Source organism: Nostoc sp., from assembly GCF_036917635.1.
Classification (GTDB): domain Bacteria; phylum Cyanobacteriota; class Cyanobacteriia; order Cyanobacteriales; family Nostocaceae; genus Nostoc.
This window is the reverse complement of record NZ_JBALCW010000032.1, coordinates 22,517-41,245: the sequence shown is the minus strand read 5'-3', so window position 1 is coordinate 41,245 and position 18,729 is coordinate 22,517. Positions and strand designations below refer to the sequence as shown.

General features: G+C 41.4%; 19 protein-coding genes. 12 read left to right on the top strand and 7 right to left on the bottom strand.

Annotated features, from left to right (window positions below):
- The first annotated feature begins 42 nt into the window (after positions 1-42).
- The 4 genes from V7K32_RS08940 (at position 43) to V7K32_RS08925 (ending at position 5,384) form a co-directional block, all read left to right on the top strand.
- Complete coding sequence (locus tag V7K32_RS08940; RefSeq protein WP_334992258.1) at positions 43-4,029, top strand: magnesium chelatase subunit H; 3,987 nt, start codon at positions 43-45, stop codon at positions 4,027-4,029.
- 54 nt (positions 4,030-4,083) lie between these two features.
- The gene (locus V7K32_RS08935) at positions 4,084-4,659 is read left to right on the top strand and encodes a Uma2 family endonuclease (RefSeq protein ID WP_334992256.1); all 576 of its coding nucleotides are present in this window, start codon (positions 4,084-4,086) and stop codon (positions 4,657-4,659) included.
- Between the two features lie 58 nt (positions 4,660-4,717).
- Positions 4,718-4,996: a type II toxin-antitoxin system RelE/ParE family toxin gene (locus V7K32_RS08930; RefSeq protein ID WP_334992254.1), complete on the top strand. Its 279-nt coding sequence runs from the start codon at positions 4,718-4,720 to the stop codon at positions 4,994-4,996.
- 76 nt (positions 4,997-5,072) lie between these two features.
- Positions 5,073-5,384, top strand: coding sequence for a HigA family addiction module antitoxin (locus tag V7K32_RS08925; RefSeq protein ID WP_334992252.1), 312 nt, complete (start codon positions 5,073-5,075; stop codon positions 5,382-5,384).
- A 364-nt stretch (positions 5,385-5,748) separates the two neighbouring features.
- Here V7K32_RS08925 and V7K32_RS08920 read toward each other — a convergent pair whose 3' ends face one another.
- Positions 5,749-6,375 (bottom strand): LptA/OstA family protein, encoded by a 627-nt coding sequence (locus tag V7K32_RS08920; protein WP_334992250.1) that lies wholly within the window; start codon positions 6,373-6,375, stop codon positions 5,749-5,751.
- A gap of 4 nt (positions 6,376-6,379) precedes the next feature.
- Positions 6,380-6,913 (bottom strand): RNA polymerase sigma factor, encoded by a 534-nt coding sequence (locus V7K32_RS08915; RefSeq protein ID WP_334992248.1) that lies wholly within the window; start codon positions 6,911-6,913, stop codon positions 6,380-6,382.
- Positions 6,914-7,333: 420 nt separating this feature from the next.
- Between V7K32_RS08915 and V7K32_RS08910 the strand changes: the two genes are divergently transcribed.
- The 6 genes from V7K32_RS08910 to V7K32_RS08885 all read left to right on the top strand — a co-directional run bounded on the left by V7K32_RS08910 (position 7,334) and on the right by V7K32_RS08885 (position 9,570).
- Entirely contained in the window at positions 7,334-7,471 is a 138-nt protein-coding gene (locus V7K32_RS08910) for a hypothetical protein (RefSeq protein ID WP_334992246.1), read from the top strand.
- Between the two features lie 111 nt (positions 7,472-7,582).
- Positions 7,583-7,807, top strand: a complete 225-nt coding sequence (locus V7K32_RS08905; protein WP_334992245.1) for an addiction module protein — start codon at positions 7,583-7,585, stop codon at positions 7,805-7,807.
- The gene (locus V7K32_RS08900; protein ID WP_334858860.1) at positions 7,804-8,100 is read left to right on the top strand and encodes a type II toxin-antitoxin system RelE/ParE family toxin; all 297 of its coding nucleotides are present in this window, start codon (positions 7,804-7,806) and stop codon (positions 8,098-8,100) included. The genes V7K32_RS08905 and V7K32_RS08900 overlap by 4 nt, the downstream gene beginning before the upstream one ends.
- Before the next feature lie 403 nt (positions 8,101-8,503).
- Entirely contained in the window at positions 8,504-8,764 is a 261-nt protein-coding gene (locus V7K32_RS08895; RefSeq protein WP_174711983.1) for a type II toxin-antitoxin system HicA family toxin, read from the top strand.
- Positions 8,764-9,099 (top strand): type II toxin-antitoxin system HicB family antitoxin, encoded by a 336-nt coding sequence (locus tag V7K32_RS08890; protein WP_334992463.1) that lies wholly within the window; start codon positions 8,764-8,766, stop codon positions 9,097-9,099. The genes V7K32_RS08895 and V7K32_RS08890 overlap by 1 nt, the downstream gene beginning before the upstream one ends.
- Before the next feature lie 216 nt (positions 9,100-9,315).
- Entirely contained in the window at positions 9,316-9,570 is a 255-nt protein-coding gene (locus tag V7K32_RS08885; RefSeq protein ID WP_334992244.1) for a hypothetical protein, read from the top strand.
- Between the two features lie 81 nt (positions 9,571-9,651).
- Here the strand turns inward: V7K32_RS08885 and V7K32_RS08880 are convergent, their stop codons facing one another.
- The 4 genes from V7K32_RS08880 to V7K32_RS08865 all read right to left on the bottom strand — a co-directional run bounded on the left by V7K32_RS08880 (position 9,652) and on the right by V7K32_RS08865 (position 16,482).
- The gene (locus tag V7K32_RS08880; protein WP_334992242.1) at positions 9,652-10,998 is read right to left on the bottom strand and encodes an efflux RND transporter periplasmic adaptor subunit; all 1,347 of its coding nucleotides are present in this window, start codon (positions 10,996-10,998) and stop codon (positions 9,652-9,654) included.
- 178 nt (positions 10,999-11,176) lie between these two features.
- The gene (locus V7K32_RS08875; protein ID WP_334992240.1) at positions 11,177-14,530 is read right to left on the bottom strand and encodes an efflux RND transporter permease subunit; all 3,354 of its coding nucleotides are present in this window, start codon (positions 14,528-14,530) and stop codon (positions 11,177-11,179) included.
- A 521-nt stretch (positions 14,531-15,051) separates the two neighbouring features.
- Positions 15,052-15,675 carry a TenA family protein gene (locus V7K32_RS08870; protein WP_334992238.1) on the bottom strand — a complete coding sequence of 208 codons (624 nt, stop codon included), beginning with the start codon at positions 15,673-15,675 and terminating at the stop codon, positions 15,052-15,054.
- Between the two features lie 36 nt (positions 15,676-15,711).
- The gene (locus V7K32_RS08865; protein WP_334992236.1) at positions 15,712-16,482 is read right to left on the bottom strand and encodes a pentapeptide repeat-containing protein; all 771 of its coding nucleotides are present in this window, start codon (positions 16,480-16,482) and stop codon (positions 15,712-15,714) included.
- A 195-nt stretch (positions 16,483-16,677) separates the two neighbouring features.
- Between V7K32_RS08865 and V7K32_RS08860 the strand changes: the two genes are divergently transcribed.
- The gene (locus tag V7K32_RS08860; RefSeq protein ID WP_334992234.1) at positions 16,678-16,944 is read left to right on the top strand and encodes a type II toxin-antitoxin system HicA family toxin; all 267 of its coding nucleotides are present in this window, start codon (positions 16,678-16,680) and stop codon (positions 16,942-16,944) included.
- A complete protein-coding gene (locus tag V7K32_RS08855; RefSeq protein WP_334992232.1) occupies positions 16,928-17,140 on the top strand; it encodes a type II toxin-antitoxin system HicB family antitoxin in 213 nt (70 codons plus the stop codon). Before V7K32_RS08860 ends, V7K32_RS08855 begins: the two co-directional genes overlap by 17 nt.
- A gap of 466 nt (positions 17,141-17,606) precedes the next feature.
- Here V7K32_RS08855 and V7K32_RS08850 read toward each other — a convergent pair whose 3' ends face one another.
- A complete protein-coding gene (locus V7K32_RS08850) occupies positions 17,607-18,668 on the bottom strand; it encodes an L-histidine N(alpha)-methyltransferase (RefSeq protein WP_334992230.1) in 1,062 nt (353 codons plus the stop codon).
- Between the last annotated feature and the right edge of the window lie 61 nt (positions 18,669-18,729).

The following is an 18,729-nucleotide window of genomic DNA, read 5'->3' as shown; positions in this document are numbered from 1 at the left end:
TAACTTCCAGTAGAGAACACGCATCAAAGGAGCCGAAGAAGCATGTTCACCCACGTCAAGTCCACCATTAGACACATTGCGCCTGATAACTTACGCGGACGTAGTTTAATCAAGGTGGTCTATGTCGTGCTTGAGTCCCAGTACCAGAGTGCATTGTCGCAAGCGGTTCGCACGATTAACGCGAACAATCCCAACTTGGCGATTGAAATCAGTGGGTACTTGATTGAGGAACTCCGCGACCCAGAGAATTACGAGGAGTTTAAACGAGAAATTGAGGGTGCGAATATCTTCATCGCTTCCCTCATTTTCATCGAAGACTTAGCACAGAAAGTAGTAGCAGCTGTAGAACCACACCGCGATCGCTTGGATGTTTCGGTTGTCTTTCCCTCAATGCCAGAGGTGATGCGCCTGAGTAAAATGGGCAGCTTTTCCTTGGCACAATTGGGTCAGTCAAAAAGTGCGATCGCGCAATTCATGCGGAAACGCAAAGAAAAATCTGGTGCGGGATTCCAAGATGGGATGCTGAAGCTTTTGCGGACTCTCCCGCAAGTGCTGAAGTTTTTACCGATGGAGAAGGCACAGGATGCCCGAAATTTCATGCTCAGTTTTCAGTATTGGCTAGGTGGTTCTCCAGAAAATCTGGAAAACTTCTTGCTGATGCTAGCTGATAAATATGTATTTAAAGATTTAGACAAACAAAGTTTTGCACCTTCTACATATCAACAGCCGGTGGTTTATCCCGATTTAGGGATTTGGCATCCTTTGGCTCCCGCTATGTTTGAAGATGTCAGAGAGTACCTGAATTGGTATACAGCCCGTAAAGATATCTCTAGCGATCTCAAAGATCCCTTAGCTCCTTGTGTCGGGTTAGTATTACAACGCACTCACCTAGTCACCGGTGATGACGCCCATTATATCGCAATGGTGCAGGAATTAGAAGCATTAGGCGCACGGGTATTACCAGTTTTTGCTGGTGGTTTGGATTTCTCCAAGCCTGTTGAAGCCTACTTCTACGAGCCAATTACCAAAATACAGTTAGTAGATGCGGTGATATCGCTGACTGGTTTTGCTTTAGTGGGTGGACCAGCTAGACAAGACCATCCCAAGGCAATTGAGGCACTCAAACGCTTAAACCGTCCTTACATGGTGGCGTTACCCTTAGTATTCCAAACCACAGAAGAGTGGATGGATAGCGATTTAGGGTTACATCCAATTCAAGTCGCTTTGCAAATTGCGATTCCTGAATTGGATGGGGCAATTGAGCCGATTATATTATCGGGTAGAGATGGGACTACAGGGAAAGCGATCGCTCTGCGCGATCGGGTGGAAGCAGTAGCAGAACGCGCTTTAAAATGGGCGAACCTCCGCCGCAAGCCGAAACTGGATAAAAAAGTTGCGATCACCGTTTTCAGTTTCCCGCCAGATAAAGGCAATGTGGGAACCGCCGCTTATTTAGATGTATTTGCTTCCATCTACGAGGTGATGAAAGCGCTGAAAAATAACGGCTACGACTTACCAGAATTGCCAGAATCAGCCGAAGCATTGCTGCAAGAAGTCATCCATGATGCACAGGCGCAGTACAACAGCCCAGAATTGAACGTTGCTTACAAAATGTCGGTTGCTGAGTATGAGGCGCTGACTCCATACTCTCAAAGACTAGAGGAAAACTGGGGTCCACCTCCGGGACATCTCAATAGCGATGGGCAAAACCTGCTAATTTATGGTAAGCAATTCGGCAACCTCTTCATCGGTGTACAACCGACATTTGGTTACGAAGGCGATCCGATGCGGCTGTTATTCTCCCGTTCAGCTAGTCCTCACCACGGTTTTGCTGCTTACTACACTTACCTAGAGCAAGTTTGGAAAGCTGACGCTGTACTCCACTTTGGTACACACGGTTCCTTGGAATTCATGCCAGGTAAACAGATGGGGATGTCTGGCGATTGTTATCCAGATAACTTAATTGGCTCAATTCCCAACCTGTATTACTACGCAGCGAATAATCCAAGTGAGGCGACAATTGCCAAACGTCGGAGTTATGCCGAAACAATTTCTTACTTGACACCACCGGCAGAAAATGCTGGGTTGTACAAAGGTTTAAAGGAACTCAGCGAATTAATCGCTTCTTATCAAACCTTAAAAGATAGTGGACGCGGTGTTTCCATTGTCAACAGCATCATGGATAAATGCCGGATCGTGAATCTGGATAAGGATATTAACCTGCCAGAAACCGATGCCAGAGATATGAGTACCGACGATCGCGATAATATTGTTGGCAACGTCTACCGCAAGTTGATGGAAATCGAGTCACGGTTGTTGCCTTGTGGATTGCATGTCATTGGGAAACCTCCGAGTGCAGAAGAGGCGATCGCAACTCTGGTAAATATTGCTAGTCTAGATCGTCAGGAAGAAGGACTTCAAGGCTTGCCGGGAATTATCGCCAATAGCATAGGACGTAACATTGACGATATTTACCAAAGTAATGACCGAGGCATTTTAGAAGATGTCCAGTTATTGCAAGATATCACCTTAGCAACCCGTGCAGCAGTTACCGCCCTTGTCCAAGAGCAAATCGACGCAGAAGGGCGAGTTTCTCTAGTTTCCCGGTTGAATTTCTTCAACATGGGCAAAAAGGAACCTTGGGTAGAGGCATTACATAAAGCAGGTTATCCCAAAGTTGACACAGCCACACTCAAACCCCTATTTGAGTATTTAGAATTCTGTCTCCAGCAAGTTTGTGCCGACAACGAACTCGGAGCATTACTCAGAGGTTTGGAAGGTGAATACATCCTACCCGGCCCCGGTGGCGATCCCATCCGCAACCCGGATGTATTGCCCACAGGTAAGAATATCCATGCACTCGACCCCCAATCCATCCCCACAACCGCAGCAATTCAATCAGCTAAAATCGTCGTAGACAGGCTATTGGTGCGTAACAAGTCAGAAAATGAAGGGAAATGGCCAGAAACGATCGCCTGTGTCCTCTGGGGAACCGATAACATCAAAACTTACGGTGAATCACTAGCCCAAATTATGTGGATGGTTGGCGTGCGTCCAGTTCCCGATGCCTTGGGACGGGTGAACAAGTTGGAATTGATATCTTTAGAAGAGTTAGGAAGACCAAGAATTGATGTAGTAATCAACTGTTCTGGTGTATTCCGCGACTTGTTCATCAACCAAATGAACCTGCTAGATCAAGGCGTGAAGATGGCGGCGGAGGCAGATGAACCCTTAGAAATGAACTTTGTTCGCAAACATGCCTTGCAACAAGCTGAGGATATGGGGATTAATCTGCGTCAAGCAGCAACTCGTGTTTTCTCCAACGCTTCTGGTTCCTACTCATCAAATATCAACTTGGCGGTAGAAAACAGTACTTGGGATAGCGAAGCCGAGTTACAGGAAATGTATCTCAACCGGAAATCCTTCTCCTTCAATTCCGATAACCCCGGAATTATGGACGAATCCCGGCAGATTTTTGAAAGTACATTGAAAACTGCTGATGCAACTTTCCAAAATTTGGATTCTTCTGAGATTAGCTTAACGGACGTTTCTCATTACTTTGATTCAGATCCTACTAAGTTAGTTGCAAGTCTGCGCGGTGATGGTAAAAAACCAGCATCTTATATTGCAGATACAACCACAGCTAACGCCCAAGTGCGGACATTATCAGAAACCGTGCGTTTGGATGCGCGTACCAAATTATTAAATCCCAAATGGTACGAGGGGATGCTAAATCACGGTTACGAAGGTGTGCGCGAACTCTCCAAGCGGTTGGTGAATACAACAGGTTGGAGTGCAACAGCCGGCGCTGTGGATAACTGGATTTACGAGGATACTAACGAAACCTTCATCAAAGATGAAGAAATGCAGAAACGGTTGCTGAACCTCAACCCCCATTCTTTCCGCAAGATTGTATCAACTTTGTTGGAAGTGAATGGACGCGGTTATTGGGAGACTAGCGAGGATAATTTAGATCGTCTGCGCGAGTTGTACCAAGAGGTTGAAGACCGGATTGAAGGAATAGACTAGAATTACATGGGCAGGCGTTATGCCTGCCTTAACTTTTCAATCCGAGATATGACTATGAATGCTTTAACCGTCAACCTTCAATCAGTATTGGAACTGACAGATGAGCAGTTTTTTAATCTATGTCAGGTAAACCGTGACTTGAGGTTTGAACGCACTGCAACCGGAGAATTAATTATCATGCCACCAACCGGGGGAGAAACTGGAAATCGTAATGGTAGACTAAATCAACAATTATTTAATTGGTCAGATACTGATGCTACTGGCATCGCTTTTGATTCTTCTACTTGTTTTAAATTACCTAATGGTGCAGATCGTTCACCTGATGCTTCTTGGATAAAGTTAGAACGATGGGATGCTTTAACTGAAGAAGAAAAACAAAAGTTTCCTCCCATTTCTCCTGATTTTGTAATTGAGTTACTTTCGCCAAGTGATAGTTTGAAAGTTGCTCAGGAAAAGATGAGGGAATACATAGATAATGGTGTGCGTTTGGGTTGGTTAATTAATCGTAAATCGCGGCAAGTGGAGATTTATAGATCCGAAAAAGAAGTTGAGGTGTTGGAATCGCCTGTTACTTTGTCAGGAGAAGATGTGTTAAATGGCTTTGTGTTAAATCTTGGACTAGTGTGGTAACAAAATGAAGGCATCCATTGTCAAATAATTTATGTAGGTTAGGAAGGTCAAAATTGAAATGATTCAAACATTTCAAAATAAAGCATTAGAAAATTTATTTAAAGAAAATTTTAATAAAGGAGTCCCTGCAAACTTAGAAAAGAAAATTAGAATCAGACTTGAAGTTATAGACTCAGCGTTAATTGTAGAAGATATTAGATTACCGGGTTATGATTTACATGAATTAAAAGGAGATAGGAAAGGAACTTGGTCAATTAAGGTATCAGCAAACTGGCGTATAACTTTTAAATTTGAAGATGGTGATGCTTATGATGTCAACCTTGAAGATTATCATTAGCTCCTGTGTTAATATTATATTTGGCTAAACAATGCTAAATTAAGTTAACCCAATTATTAAGTAAGAAGTATTAATTATGGATAATTGGCAAGATATTACTGATGATAGATTAGTAAGACCAATACATCCTGGTGAAGTAATTGCAGATATTTTAGATGATTTAGATATTAATACCGCAAATTTTGCAGAAATTTTAGGAGTATCTAATCAAACAATTGAAGAAATTATTAATGGTCAAAAGTCAATTACAGTAGATATAGCAATACGACTTGGTAAAGCTTTAGGAAATGGCCCAAGACTTTGGCTTAATCTTCAGCAAAAAGTTGAGCTTTGGGATGCTTTGCAAAGCCATAAAGAAGAATATGAGCAAGTAATAACATTGGTTTAAAAAAAATTGTGAATAATTATTTTTTAAATAATTGAAATTTACAGCAATTTTCAGGTAGATGAACCAAATTTTTAAATTTCACACAAAGGCATGGTAATACCTTGCCTTTGCATTTATTTGACTTTTCACTGGATGTAAAAAAATAACCGACTTTCCGCACTTCATCGTGTAATATGCGTAGATTTCCCATATGTGGAAAAAAATGGTTAAATCAACAACATAAATCGCCAATGGTATTCAATATTAATACTTAATAATTTGAACATTATTAGGAATTTTTATTGAAAAGATAGATAATACATTTTGAAGTGCGGAATGTGGGAAATAAGACAGGTTAGCGGCAGCTATTTGCGGGTAAGACTGCTTACTCTTGACTCAAGTTGCACTGGTTTTGTTCAAGTGAACAAATTGCTCGCGTACCTTGTAAACGCTCTCCCCTCTGTAAAATTTTTACATTACCAGACAGAATAATTTGCCGTTCTGTTGGCACATATCGAATCTCATCAGCACTGGCTTGAATTTGAGCTTCTGGATATACCCAACTAGCGTTACCGATTGCCCTGACTTCTTTTGTACTCTCATCGTAGTCTTGAACATCTGAGGTGAGAATAATTTGTCCTGTTTCGATCAATTGGGCAATAGTCTGCCCGTTTGCTTTTGTATCATCCTTTGAGTAGAGGAATGCTGAAAACCATTCAGGGATTCGCCCTGAAGTCATGGTTGGAATGACAAAAACAGCAGCGATCGCAAGTGAGGCACAAGCGACTAGAGAGACACGGCGATTTAACCGCCCAAGCAAAAAGTTCATTCGATTCACTCCTTGGTGAGCTTTTTTATTTGCAGGTGATTGGTGAGCCTGTAATAGTTCGGCTTCTAGTTGAGCCTTAAATGTCGGATCTGGCTCAATACTTTCTGCAAGATGAGTGATATCTGAAAGGAAATCTGCATCTTGCTGGGAAAGATTGGTAGGTCGATTGTGTCTAGAATTCATAGTTTTACTCACACTTAGTTTCCAGATACTTGCGTAGGTCTTTCAAAGCTCGACAAACTAGCATCTTGACGGCAGCTTCGCTTTTTCCCATAACCTGAGCCACTTCAATCGCACTCAGTCCAGCAAAAATTTGCAAGGCAACTGCTTCTGCTCGTTCAGGAGTAAGTAAACTTAGGGCTTGGGCAATTTGCTCTAAAGACAATTGACGAGCCACTAATTCATCCGGTGAAATAGAGCCATCTACGATCTGACTGGCTGCTTCCAATGGTAATGTTGGGCGTTTGCGGCGAAAGTAGTCTGCTGTTTTCCGACGAGCAATTCCTAGCAACCAAGCAGCAAATTTGCCTCGCCCTTGAAAACTAGAGATTGCTTCTTGGGCGACTAAAAACGTTTGAGATGTCAAGTCTTGTGCATCATGAATGTTACCAATCCTTGCTAAATGGTAGCTGTAGACAGCTTTGAGGTTGCGTCGGTAAAGTTCTGCAAAAGCCTCAGAACTCTGCTGCGCCTCCTGAGCTAACTCTTCGTCTGATTTCATCCTAAATTCTGGAAGAAATTGACTTTGAAGTGGACAAAACCAGGGGTGATTCATTCATACTTTCCTTTAAATCAGAAATATGGTTCTATTTGGTATGTCGTAGAAAACCATAATTTCGTAACAGCCAGTATCTGAAAAATTGTAGTCAAGGAGCCGAACATTGGTATGCATAAGTTACACTCCGTGAAAGTGCGATCACAACTCTCTAATTAGTAAGCGTTATTGAGAATTGAATGCCTAGATAATGCAATACTGCTCGGTTAAGGAAATAAAGTAGGCTGGAACCCTTCAAATATCGTTTGCCTACCGTGATATTCGACGAGCATTAGTACGACGATTTCCCTATGCTGTGTACTATCGAATTGTTTCGAGTCGAGTGATTATCACAGCAATTTTTCATGGTCGCAAAGATCCAAAATCGTGGCAGACGCGAACCTAATACTGCAATGCAGTGGACAGATAAAAGCCCCTATGCGTCTACGCTTTATTTTTGAGGTTTTCTGCAAGGCGATCGCACTCACTCTTACACAACAGCGATCGCTCACAGGCAAGTTATGAAGTTTTTAGACAGTTAAATTGTCAGTTGCAGCGTTCAATTTGATGGACAAAATCTTCTCCGTTATATTTGAGGTGTACCAGTCGCTTACTTTTTACTCTAAATTAATCAGCATGGATATCACAGCTACTTTGAACGAAATTGCAACTCTGAGTGTTGAAGATAGAATCCGTATTGTGCAGGCAATTTGGGATAGCATTGCGGCTGAGCAAGTTTACCCTGATTTAACCGATGCACAAAAGCAAGAGCTTGATCGTCGAATAGCTGATTCCGATTCAAATCCAGACAACGTGCTGACTTGGAAGGAAATCAAAGCATCAATTAAGGGACAGCAATGAATTATGTCCTGGTATTTCGCCCAGAGGTTCAAGAAGAACTCAATGAAGCGTACAGTTGGTACGAGAGCCAAAAACCTGGTCTGGGCGATGAGTTTTTGGATTGTGTAGACGAGACGGTGAATCTAATTTGCCAGATGCCAGAATCCTATGCAGTTGCCTACCGTGATATTCGACGAGCAATAGTACGACGATTTCCCTATGCTGTGTACTATCGAATTGTTTCGAGTCGAGTGATTGTCACAGCAATTTTTCATGGTCGCAGAGATCCAAAATCGTGGCAGACGCGAACCTAACGCTTAGATATTGCACCATTCTTACACAACAGTCTAACGACAACCTGCTTCTCTACGAGAGGCTACGCCAACGCGTCTACGCACTTTGGGCGATTTTGGGGGTGTAGATTGCGATCGCGCCCAATCTTCCACAAGAAGCGATGTCTAACGACAAGCCGTTACGCGTCTACGCTATGTTTTTGAGATTTTCTGCAAAGCGATACATACGGTGAGCTACGCTAACGCACGTTGGAAAATTTTGGAGGTGTAGTGTACCCCAGCTACGCCCGTCGTAGACATCGCTTATTGAAAATGTAAGGATAAGCGATCGCTTCTATATTTTCAACGATATCATAATATGATATCATTAAATCTGTGGCTATATTCAACTTAACTGTAAGATGGCTGTAATTGTATTGATTAAATGGATCTCAATAACAAACAACGTCAGATTTTAGAGTTAATTTTTACAAATCCTGTACCATCTAATATTCTTTGGAAAGATATTGAAAGTTTATTTATAGCTCTTGGTGCTGATATTACTCAAGGTAGAGGTTCGCGGGTTCGTGTGAAATTAAATGATGTGAAAGCTGTTTTTCACGAACCGCATCCTCAAAATGAGACAGATAAAGGAGCAGTCAAATCTGTTAGAGAATTTTTAATTAAGGCAGGAATTGAAATATGATGACTTATAAAGGATATACAGCTAGTATAGAAGTAGATGTAGAAGCGGGAATGCTTTTTGGCCAAGTCCTAGATATTAATGACGTAATTACCTTTAAGGCAAAAACTGTAGATGAAGCACGTCAAGAATTTCAAATCTCTGTTGATGATTATCTTACTTTCTGTGAAGAACTAGGAGAGGAGCCTGATAAACCATTCTCTGGTAAACTCGCATTCCGCACAACTCCAGAACACCACCGCAAAATATTTATTGCTGCTAAAAAGGCTGGTAAAAGCATAAATGCTTGGATGGATGAAATATTAACTGTTGCTGCGGATAAAGTAATCAATACCTAGAATCAAGCATTATAAATATATTTTTTGTCAAGATACATTCGCTTTTGGTATTGAAGCGATCGCTTTATTTTTGAGATTTTCTGCAAGGCGATATAAATAAACATATTTAGCTTAAAGATAATCGTACAATTGATCTAATTGGTAATATATGAGCAAGCGTTTCGTGCTTCTCATTATATAATTATGAATTTTAGGAATTGCTGAGGAGCAATCATTATGATAGATTGTAAAGTTATTTCTATTTCCTTATTTACAGGTGCTTTTAGTCTAGATTTGGGTATAGAACAAGCAGGGTTTGAGACACTAAGCATAGTAGAAAAAGACCGTGATGCCACTCGGACAATTGCTCTTAATAGACCATTATTACAAGAAAGTGCTGTTCCAAGAGTTATACAAAAAGTCAGTTCCCAAGAATTACTTGAAGAAGGGGGAAGATTTTTAGATTTAGGTAGAGCCTTAGCCCAAAGGTAAGTAGATTTAGTAACAGGTGGTCCACCTTGTCAGCCATTTCTCCCGATGCATTTATGCATCGGGAGTATCAAAACATTGAGTCTACTTTGTTTGTGCAACTGGCTGCACGCGCAAACCCTCAGTCTGATCAACCGTAGGAGTGGCAATCAGCGATTCATTTCCTGTCAAACCTGATGTAATTTCTACTTCAGTACCATAATCTCGCCCAACGGCAACTTTTTGATAATGCACTGTTTGGTCTTTGGTTAGAGTTGCTACCTGCGTACCTCCGGCGTTAACGACTAAAGCACTATCTGGCACAACAAAGGGAGTATTAGCGCGGTTAATAGCAAATTTAACAGTGGCATACATCCCGGGTCGCAGCATAGCGTCGGAATTCTGCACTTCTAATTGTGTTAGCAATGTGCGAGTATTTGGATCTATAGCGTTGCTAGTACGCACTACTTTACCCGTAAACAATCGTTGTGGTAACTCTGTGACTGTAATTTGTGCTGTTTGACCAGTCTGAAATGACGGTGATAAACTTTGTGGAACATTCACATTCACATCTAGCTTGTCATAAGCAGCAATGGTATAAAGGCTGGTATTGCTAGTGTTGCTGTTGCTGGTATTGGTGCTGCCACTACCTGCTGAAATTAAAACACCTGTATTTACGTTACGTGCGGTAATCACTCCTGAGAAAGGAGCAGTGACTTTCTTATAAGACTGCAACACAGTATTGCGCTGGAAGTTTGCTTGACTTGCGTAGACGTTAGCTTGTGCTGCTTTGATGTTGGCAGAGTCAGAATTAACAGTGTTTTGTGCTGCCTCAACGTTGGCAAGATTAGCCTGATATGTAGCATATTTTGTATCTGCATCTTGTTGAGGCACTGCACCTTGCTTTACAAGAACACTCCAGCGTAGCCAGGTTTGACGTGCTATCAATAGATTAGCGCGGGCTTGCTTCAAATCAGAAACACCTTTAGCTAAACTAGCACGACTTTGAAGCACGTTGGCTTGTGCTTGTGCTAACTCTGCCTTCGCTTGCAAAACTTGCTGATCTATGTCTGGTGAATCAATCTCTGCTAACAACTGACCAGCCTGTACGCGATCGCCAATGTCTGCGTACCACCGCCGCAAATATCCAGTACTGCGAGCGTAGATAGTTGTTTGGTTAAGGGCTACAACACTACCAGGGAGTTCCAAATTGCTAGTAGCAGCAGCACGATGGGGAGTGATAACGTTGACTGAGGGTATGGTGCTTGCTTCTTTGACTGCTGCTTGTAATTCTGACCTTTGGCTTAACCGGGGCAGAATACCTATGAGCAGTAGGCTACCAAAAAAAACAGCACCAAGTACACCCCAACCAATTCGACCGATGCCGCGCTTTTGTTTTCTAGAAGTCGTTTGTTGTTGAGAATCAGGAGATAGAGGAGGCTGAGAATCCATAGGTAATACTAATTCGTAATTCGTAATTCGTAATTCGTAATTAAGAAAGTCAGATTCAGTCTGGGTTTGAAGGTTTGAATCTGTTGCCTGATTTTACAAAATTAGTATAATTTGCATGAATTCGGCAGCTAGAGTCATTACCTTCATCGGCTTTGGCAATTTTGAACAATGAAATTGCTTATGACTTACCTTGGGATGATGACAAGGAGTATGCAGTCTGTGGATGTGAGAAAGTTAAATCGTCATCATCCTCATCAATAGGACGAGGTTGTTGACGCCGTAACATGCTATATATAACAGGTACAAAGATGAGAGTCGCAACTGTTGCAGCTGACAAGCCGCCAATTACAGCGCGACCCAAGGGTGCATTCTGCTCGCCACCTTCACCAAGACCGAGAGACATTGGCACCATACCGATGAGCATGGCTAAGGCAGTCATCAACACAGGACGCAACCGCGTATGACCTGCCGCTTGGGCTGCTTTATAGGCATTTTGCCCTTCTTGACGCTGGTCATTAGCAAAAGTAATCAGTAGAATACTATTTGATGTGGCTACACCTATACTCATAATTGTACCCATTAACGAAGGGACGCTAAAGGTGGTGCGGGTGACAAACAGTATCCAGACAATACCAGCTAAAGCACTTGGTAGCGCCATCATAATAATCAGGGGATCGAGCCAAGATTGGAAGTTCACCACCATTAAGCAGTAAACTAGCACAATTGCAAACACAAGTCCTAAACCAAGTCCCAGGAAGGAAGAGTTCATCGTTTGCACTTGCCCTCGGACATTAATCTGACTACCGTGAGGCAATTTTTTCTGATAATCAGCGATGATTCGATTCACATCATTGGCAACTCCCCCCAGATCGCGATTGGAGGAGTTAGCGTAGATATCAAAAACTGGCTGAATGTTGTAATGATTCACAACTTGCATTACTGTGTCGCGTTTGACACTAGCCAAATTACCTAAAAGTTGGGGTGCAGTTTGACCGTTGCCAACTGGCGTATTTTTCAGGCTGTCAATAGAGTCAATTTTGTACTGGGGAACTTGTACAGCAAGGGTGTAACTCACGCCTTTTTTGGGATCGAGCCATTGGTTAATTGCGGCTTGACCGCTTGAACTTAAGGAAGTAAGGACGCTATTGGCAACATCACGCTGAGTCATACCCAGTTGTTGAGCCTCGGTGCGATCTACATTAAGACGTAACTCTGGAGCATCGACAACTTGCTGCATGTGTACATCTACAGCACCAGCAATGCGCTTCATCCGCCCTTCGATTTGTTTGGCAATTTCAAAGTTGGCTTTTGAGTTTTGCAGAGGGCCAGATATTTGCACGTCAACAGCAGCAGGTAAACCGAAATTCAGAATTTGAGTCACAATATCAGCCGGTTCAAAAAAGAAGGTGTAATTGGGAAATGTCGCTTTCAATTTCTGGCGGAGTTGCTTGATGTAAGAAAAAGTTGAACCAGATTCTTTTAAAGACACCAGAATATCAGCATCAGCCGGGCCAATTGTCGCTCCGTTGTAGCCATAGGTAAGGTTAATACCACTATTGGGTAAGCCGATGTTATCCAAAATCTTCGAGAGATTTTCCTTCGGTACAGTCTGGCGGATAACGCCTTCAACTTGGCTGACAATTCTTTCTGTCTCTTCCAAACGAGTACCAGGTAAGGCTCGAACATGTAAGCTAAACTGACCCCCATCGACTTCAGGGAAAAAGTCTTGACCGACGAAAGGCAACAAAACTCCTGCACTTACTATAAAAGCACCAAACAGCACAAAAACTATGCGACGGTGATTCAATGCTGAGGTCAGGACATCGTAGTACCAACTGCGAAATTTCTCAAATTGTCGGTTAAACTTTTCGTGTAGCCCCCATATCCAATCTTTCTTAACAGGTTCGGCAGTTTTCCTTGTTGCCTCTGACCTTTGGTAGTTTTCGCTACCATTACTACCATTATTATTTTGCACTAGCGAATCGCTGTGGCGATCGCTATGACCATTATGATCATCGTTTTCTCTATCCTCGTTTTCTCTATGCCAGTCCGCTTCATGTGGTAGGAGATAATTTGCCATCGTCGGTACTACAGTCCGAGATAGCAGATAGGAAGCAAGCATGGCAAATACTACCGCCATCGCTAGCGGGACAAATAGGTACTTTGCCACTCCACTGAGAAACACAACCGGCACAAAGACAATACAAATACATAATGTTGCTACAAGTGCTGGAGTTGCAATTTGCTGCGCTCCATCTAAAATTGCTCGCTTGATTGGTTTACCTTGTCCGAGATTTCGGTGGATATTTTCAATTTCTACTGTGGCATCATCTACGAGAATACCGACGGCTAAGGATAAACCACCCAAAGTCATAATATTGAAAGTTTGTCCTAAACGACTCATCACAATAATCGAAACCAGCATCGAGAGGGGAATCGATACGGCGACGATTACAGTGCTGCGCCAGCTTCCCAGGAAAATCAAAATCATCAGCGCGGTGAGACACCCAGCAATCAATCCTTCTTTGACAACGCCTTGAATCGAAGCTTTAACAAATACAGATTGATCGAACAAAAACGCTAAATTCAGTCCTGGGGGTAAAGTCGATTGGATGCGAGGCAAAGCTTTCTTTACCCGAGCAATCACATCAATGGTTGAGGCATTCCCACTCTTGAGAATACTCAGTAAACTCGATCGCCTGCCATTTTCACGGACTATGTTCGCTTGCACGGCAAAGCCATCTCTTACCTGCGCCACATCACGAATGTAAGTAACATTACCATTGACTTGCTTAATCGGCAAGTCGTTGAGGGCTGCCACTACATCTGGACTATTGTTAATTCGGACGGCAAAATCCCGAGTGCCTATCTTCATATCGCCTGCGGGCAAAACCAAGTTTTGGGCGCTGACAGCGTTAGTCACGTCTTGGGCAGAAACGCCTTTAGCCAACATCGCTTGGGGATCGATATCAACCATAATTTGCCGAGGTTTACCACCATAGGGCAAAGGTACACTCGCCCCTTGTACTGTTGCTAACTGGGTGCGGACAAAGTTAGTAGCATAGTCGTTGAGTGCTTGTTCTGGCAAGTTTTTGCTGCTAACACTCATCTGGATAATCGGCACGCTAGAAGCGTTGTACTGAATGATGAATGGCGGCGTGATCCCAGGTGGCAAAGGACGGAGAATTGTTTGGCTGACAGAGGTGATTTGAGCGACTGCTGAGGCTATATTAACGCTCGGTTGGAAGAAAACTTTGACGACGCTAACACCACTTAAAGATTGAGATTCAATGTGTTCAATGTCACCAACTGTTGTTGTCATGGCGCGTTCGCTAATTGTCACGATTCGCTCTGCCATTTCCTCAGATGTTGTACCACTATAAGTCCAAACTATGCTGACCACCGGAATGTTGATTGCCGGAAAAATATCAACCGATGTGCCAAATATCGTTACTACACCCAAGATCACAATCATCAAGGCAGCGATCGCGAATGTATACGGAAGACGTAAAGCAATTTTGACGATCCACATGCAATTTCCTTTTAAATGGGTTTAACGCTCTATCAGCACTATTGCCAGAGAAGAATTTAGAATCTTTCTTGAAAGTGGCTTTTGTCAAAAAGTCACAATTTTCTGCATTGCATTAGAAAATAAAAACTCAAACCTATTTCTTGTCTTGTATTAAAAATGGCATCTGATTTTTCATTTTCTAGAGTGATGAAACAGAGTTAGATATATAAAGGTCTACTGAAGATATCGTAAATAAATGTAACGCGTTTTATCTTTTGCGATCTACGTCAGCAGTTATAGATGCTATTAACAAAATATTTCTTAACATTAACCAGACAGGTGACTTGACAATAGGGTTCGGTTAAGCTTTAGACAGTATTGAGTATAGAAACTCCAGTGACTAAAAATATATACCCAAAAATATTAAGTCTACTGAAGTAGACTTTAGCTGAAACTAAAGTTCTTTAGTTCCAGGCGGGTAAGGAAACCAACACTTAAGCTATTTCTAGGCTTTTGTTGACATTAATCACATCTGTGCTACCTTACTTCAAAATCCACGCAGCCTGAAAAAAGTCGCGTTCACAAAACATAGCATAACGATAGGTTGAATGCACAACAGAATTGCTAGCGGCATAATTGTCAACCAAATTTTCTAATTGTTGTGTTAGTGGTTGAAAATCTGTGCTGCTGTAAGTACGAATCCAGTCTGCATATTGATGATTAGGAATGCCGTTACCAGCTAACTCTGCTCCCAAAAAGGCATACAAACGCATACAGGGAGACATCGCCGCAGCAGTTAAGCCCACATCTCCACCCCAAGCAGTTGCTAACAAAAAATCAGTATAGCGGCGGGTAGCGGCTCCTGGTTCTACAGAATGCAAATTGACTCCCCATCCAGAAGCATAGCCACTATGCAGCCGCAGTTCTTCTAAAACTCCACTAGCTAAGTTATGAAATGTGGTGAAACCTAACCAGTCTGGTGCTTTAGCTGCGGCGATACTGTACGCACGGGCAAAAGCTTCTAAGAAAAAAGCATCTTGTCCTACGTAGTAAGCAAATTTAGCTTGCTCAAGAGTACCATTGCCAATGCCTTGAACGAAAGGATGCTTTAGGCAAGCTTGGGCTAAGTCTTGATTTGCTGCCCATAATTCCTGAGATAAAGTCATTTGTTATTTGTCACTTGTCATTTGTTATTATCCCTCTTAAAAAGGGAAGAACTGGAGCAAGACTGAGCCAAGACTTCCCAAAAAGTCCACGAAACTGGGGCTACCAGCGCTTACCTTCTCATTTACGGGTGTTTGCAGTTCTTTAATAAAAGCTTGGGCTGTTTGAGTTCCAGTGGCATTGTTTTGGGATGTAAAGAATTTTTCAGCAACTTGGGCATCTTGGAATGCACCTTGTCTATCTAGTATTTGGTAACGGGCTATACCACGAGCTAAATAAGCACCCGCATATTCTGGTTTAATAGCGATCGCTTGATTAAAATAACTAATTGCTTGCTGTTGGTTACCTTTTTGCCCTTCTGCTACACCCAAAGCATAAAATTGTTCTGGTGAAGCAATTTGTGATGGTATACCAACTGCACCATTCAAGTTAGCACCATTTAAGTTAGCACCAGTTAGTTGTGCATTTGCTAAATAAGTATTTCTTAAATCAGTACCCGCTAAATTAGCCCCACTAAATTTAGCTTCACTCAGGTTAACACCAAATAAACTCGCCCCACTCAAGTTTGCACCTCGCAAATCTGCGCCGCTCAAATTTGCCCGACTGAGGTTAGCACCTGTGAGATTAGCACCGCTCAAATTGGCTCCAGATAAGTCAGCCATCACTAAACCTGCATTGCTCAAATCGCAGTTTTGACATTGCTTGGTTGCCAATAACTGTTTAACATGTTCAGAATTTGCTGCTTGTACGGTTGTTGTCAAACTAATCGTGGTTAAAAAGGCAACTATGGCTAGAATTTGGTTCTTCATCTTCCTGTAATATTTATTACTCAATATTTTACGTTAACTGAGACGGATTTATACCTCAGCATTATGATATGAGCAATCTGAACAGTTTGCCCTCTGTAGTTGCCTATATCATTTGTAAATTTGAGTAAACACTCATATATACCCTGATTTTAAATAAATATGAGACTATAGAAGCATTAAGACAGCCATAAAAACGTGAGTCAGCAAGACAAACTCTTAGAAAAGATCCTCTCTGGGACTTCTGATACAGACATTCCTTTCGCCCAACTGTGGCAACTTTTATATCGATTGGGCTTTGAGGAACGGATTCGTGGCGATCATCGTATTTTTAGCAAAGCCGATGTTGAAGAAATATTGAATCTGCAACATAAGAGAGGAAAAGCCAAAAGCTATCAAATTAAACAAGTTCGTGCAGTAATTATCAAGTATAAGCTAGGAACTAAAAATGATGTTTCGCTATGAAGTTATTCTCTGCTGGAGTGAATTAGATAAAGCCTTTGTTGCTGAAGTACCAGAATTACCAGGCTGCGCTGCTGACGGTGAGACTTATCAAGAAGCCCTGCATAATGTAGAATTAGTGATGCAGGAATGGATAGAAACGGCTAAAGATTTAGGGCGGTCAGTTCCTCAGCCTAAACGACGTTTGATATACATTTAATTGATGCACAAGCCAAGTCAAACTGATTTTTTCGCATCATTAAAGTTCTTTGGCTTTTAGCTAAAGTCTACTAAAGTAGACTTCATATTTTTCGGATTATTTAGTCATCAAAAGATGACTTTCGCTAAAAGCCAAGGAACTGAAGTTCCTTGCAGGACAAGGCTTTTACCATTAAGTTGCCACTAATGCAATACAGTTCAGTTAAGCATTTCTTCCTTCTCTTCCTTCTCTTCCTTTGCGTTCTTTGCGTCCTTTGCGGTTCGTTAAAAAAATTGACTTTGACAAAGAATTAAGCCTTAACCCAAGCGTATTGGCCACTAATGGGCATTCCGTGTCACTACGAGTATCTGTGTTCATCTGTGGTTAATTGTTTGTTCTGTACTTACCCATACGGGAAGCGCTATATATCCCTATGTTCTGTAAGTTCAGTATTTTGGAGATGACAGAGAAAATATAATTAAAAAGGTTAGCTACTGGCAACTTTACAAATCACCATAATATGTGATTTGTATTTGTCAATACTATAGTGAATAAGTTCCAGTCCAGAACGTTCTAGTTCTTGCAAAAGTTTAGGTATATCATACTTATGATGTCGCCAAATAGTAATTTCTTCACCAAGAGATATTTCAATTTTCTTATCTATCCCCATTCGACTGAAATTTAGAGTGTAATTATGACGAAATTTAATATTAGCAACTATACTATCTGTTTTTAAATCATACTTTCTCACCAATTCACAATCCTCAGATTTAATTCCAATCTTGCTTTTAACCCATCCATATATTTCTTCTACATGATACTTGCAGCCACCTCTGACGTTTCCATCCCATTTAGAGTTAGTACCAGTTTCATTAGTAAACACCAGAAAATCATTTTCTCCCATGCTATCCCGAAAGTTTTTTAGTACCTCATCTCTATTTTGATGATTACCAATGGTAACACCTAAATGGAAAAATATTTTTGCTGTGTCGTCAATTTCCAAGTTAACTTTATTTTGGAATAATTTTTGGGGTATACAACTATTTTCTATGTCAATTGTGGAACTGATGAACTGGACTAGAGGAAACCATTTGTTAAAATTATTTTTGGATAAATGAAGCAATTGCTCGCTTATATCTAAAGCAATATATTTATTAATCTTTTCTAATTTATTAAGTCTTTGAATAAAATTTTTGAGTGGATATGAATTTCCGGCACCAACATCTACAATATTGACTTTTTTCCCACTGGGAATATTGTCATTCAAGTATTTAAAATTGTCTTTTAAAAGGTCAATTTCTACATTTGATGTTCGATACCATGTTGGGATAACATATTTTCGATAAAAATCGTCCCATATTTTTGCGCCTCTACCTTTATAAGAATACTTTAGAGGGATTTCTCGTCTGACTTCTAATGCATGAATTATCCCTAAAACTTCTTCTTCAGAAAAAATAGAGTAGAACTCAGAACTTGGCTGTGCTGTGTGATTGATAGCAGTTGACATATCCGAGGGAAGTTGGGAATTGCTATGAAAATTTTGAGCCATTATTCTTGTTCTTTGGTTTTCTGAGGTATTTTATTTTAATGGATTAGCTGCAATGCTTGCC

What these genes read in the sequence shown, in the direction of transcription:
- V7K32_RS08865 (WP_334992236.1), bottom strand. Translation starts at nt 16,482, where the DNA reads ATGAAGAACCAAATTCTAGCCATAGTTGCCTTTTTAACCACGATTAGT.
- V7K32_RS08850 (WP_334992230.1), bottom strand. Translation starts at nt 18,668, where the DNA reads ATGGCTCAAAATTTTCATAGCAATTCCCAACTTCCCTCGGATATGTCA.
- V7K32_RS08900 (WP_334858860.1), top strand. Translation starts at nt 7,804, where the DNA reads ATGAATTATGTCCTGGTATTTCGCCCAGAGGTTCAAGAAGAACTCAAT.
- V7K32_RS08935 (WP_334992256.1), top strand. Translation starts at nt 4,084, where the DNA reads ATGAATGCTTTAACCGTCAACCTTCAATCAGTATTGGAACTGACAGAT.
- V7K32_RS08870 (WP_334992238.1), bottom strand. Translation starts at nt 15,675, where the DNA reads ATGACTTTATCTCAGGAATTATGGGCAGCAAATCAAGACTTAGCCCAA.
- V7K32_RS08855 (WP_334992232.1), top strand. Translation starts at nt 16,928, where the DNA reads ATGATGTTTCGCTATGAAGTTATTCTCTGCTGGAGTGAATTAGATAAA.
- V7K32_RS08915 (WP_334992248.1), bottom strand. Translation starts at nt 6,913, where the DNA reads ATGAAATCAGACGAAGAGTTAGCTCAGGAGGCGCAGCAGAGTTCTGAG.
- V7K32_RS08880 (WP_334992242.1), bottom strand. Translation starts at nt 10,998, where the DNA reads ATGGATTCTCAGCCTCCTCTATCTCCTGATTCTCAACAACAAACGACT.
- V7K32_RS08885 (WP_334992244.1), top strand. Translation starts at nt 9,316, where the DNA reads ATGATAGATTGTAAAGTTATTTCTATTTCCTTATTTACAGGTGCTTTT.
- V7K32_RS08905 (WP_334992245.1), top strand. Translation starts at nt 7,583, where the DNA reads ATGGATATCACAGCTACTTTGAACGAAATTGCAACTCTGAGTGTTGAA.
- V7K32_RS08890 (WP_334992463.1), top strand. Translation starts at nt 8,764, where the DNA reads ATGACTTATAAAGGATATACAGCTAGTATAGAAGTAGATGTAGAAGCG.
- V7K32_RS08925 (WP_334992252.1), top strand. Translation starts at nt 5,073, where the DNA reads ATGGATAATTGGCAAGATATTACTGATGATAGATTAGTAAGACCAATA.
- V7K32_RS08895 (WP_174711983.1), top strand. Translation starts at nt 8,504, where the DNA reads ATGGATCTCAATAACAAACAACGTCAGATTTTAGAGTTAATTTTTACA.
- V7K32_RS08930 (WP_334992254.1), top strand. Translation starts at nt 4,718, where the DNA reads ATGATTCAAACATTTCAAAATAAAGCATTAGAAAATTTATTTAAAGAA.
- V7K32_RS08875 (WP_334992240.1), bottom strand. Translation starts at nt 14,530, where the DNA reads ATGTGGATCGTCAAAATTGCTTTACGTCTTCCGTATACATTCGCGATC.
- V7K32_RS08940 (WP_334992258.1), top strand. Translation starts at nt 43, where the DNA reads ATGTTCACCCACGTCAAGTCCACCATTAGACACATTGCGCCTGATAAC.
- V7K32_RS08920 (WP_334992250.1), bottom strand. Translation starts at nt 6,375, where the DNA reads ATGAATTCTAGACACAATCGACCTACCAATCTTTCCCAGCAAGATGCA.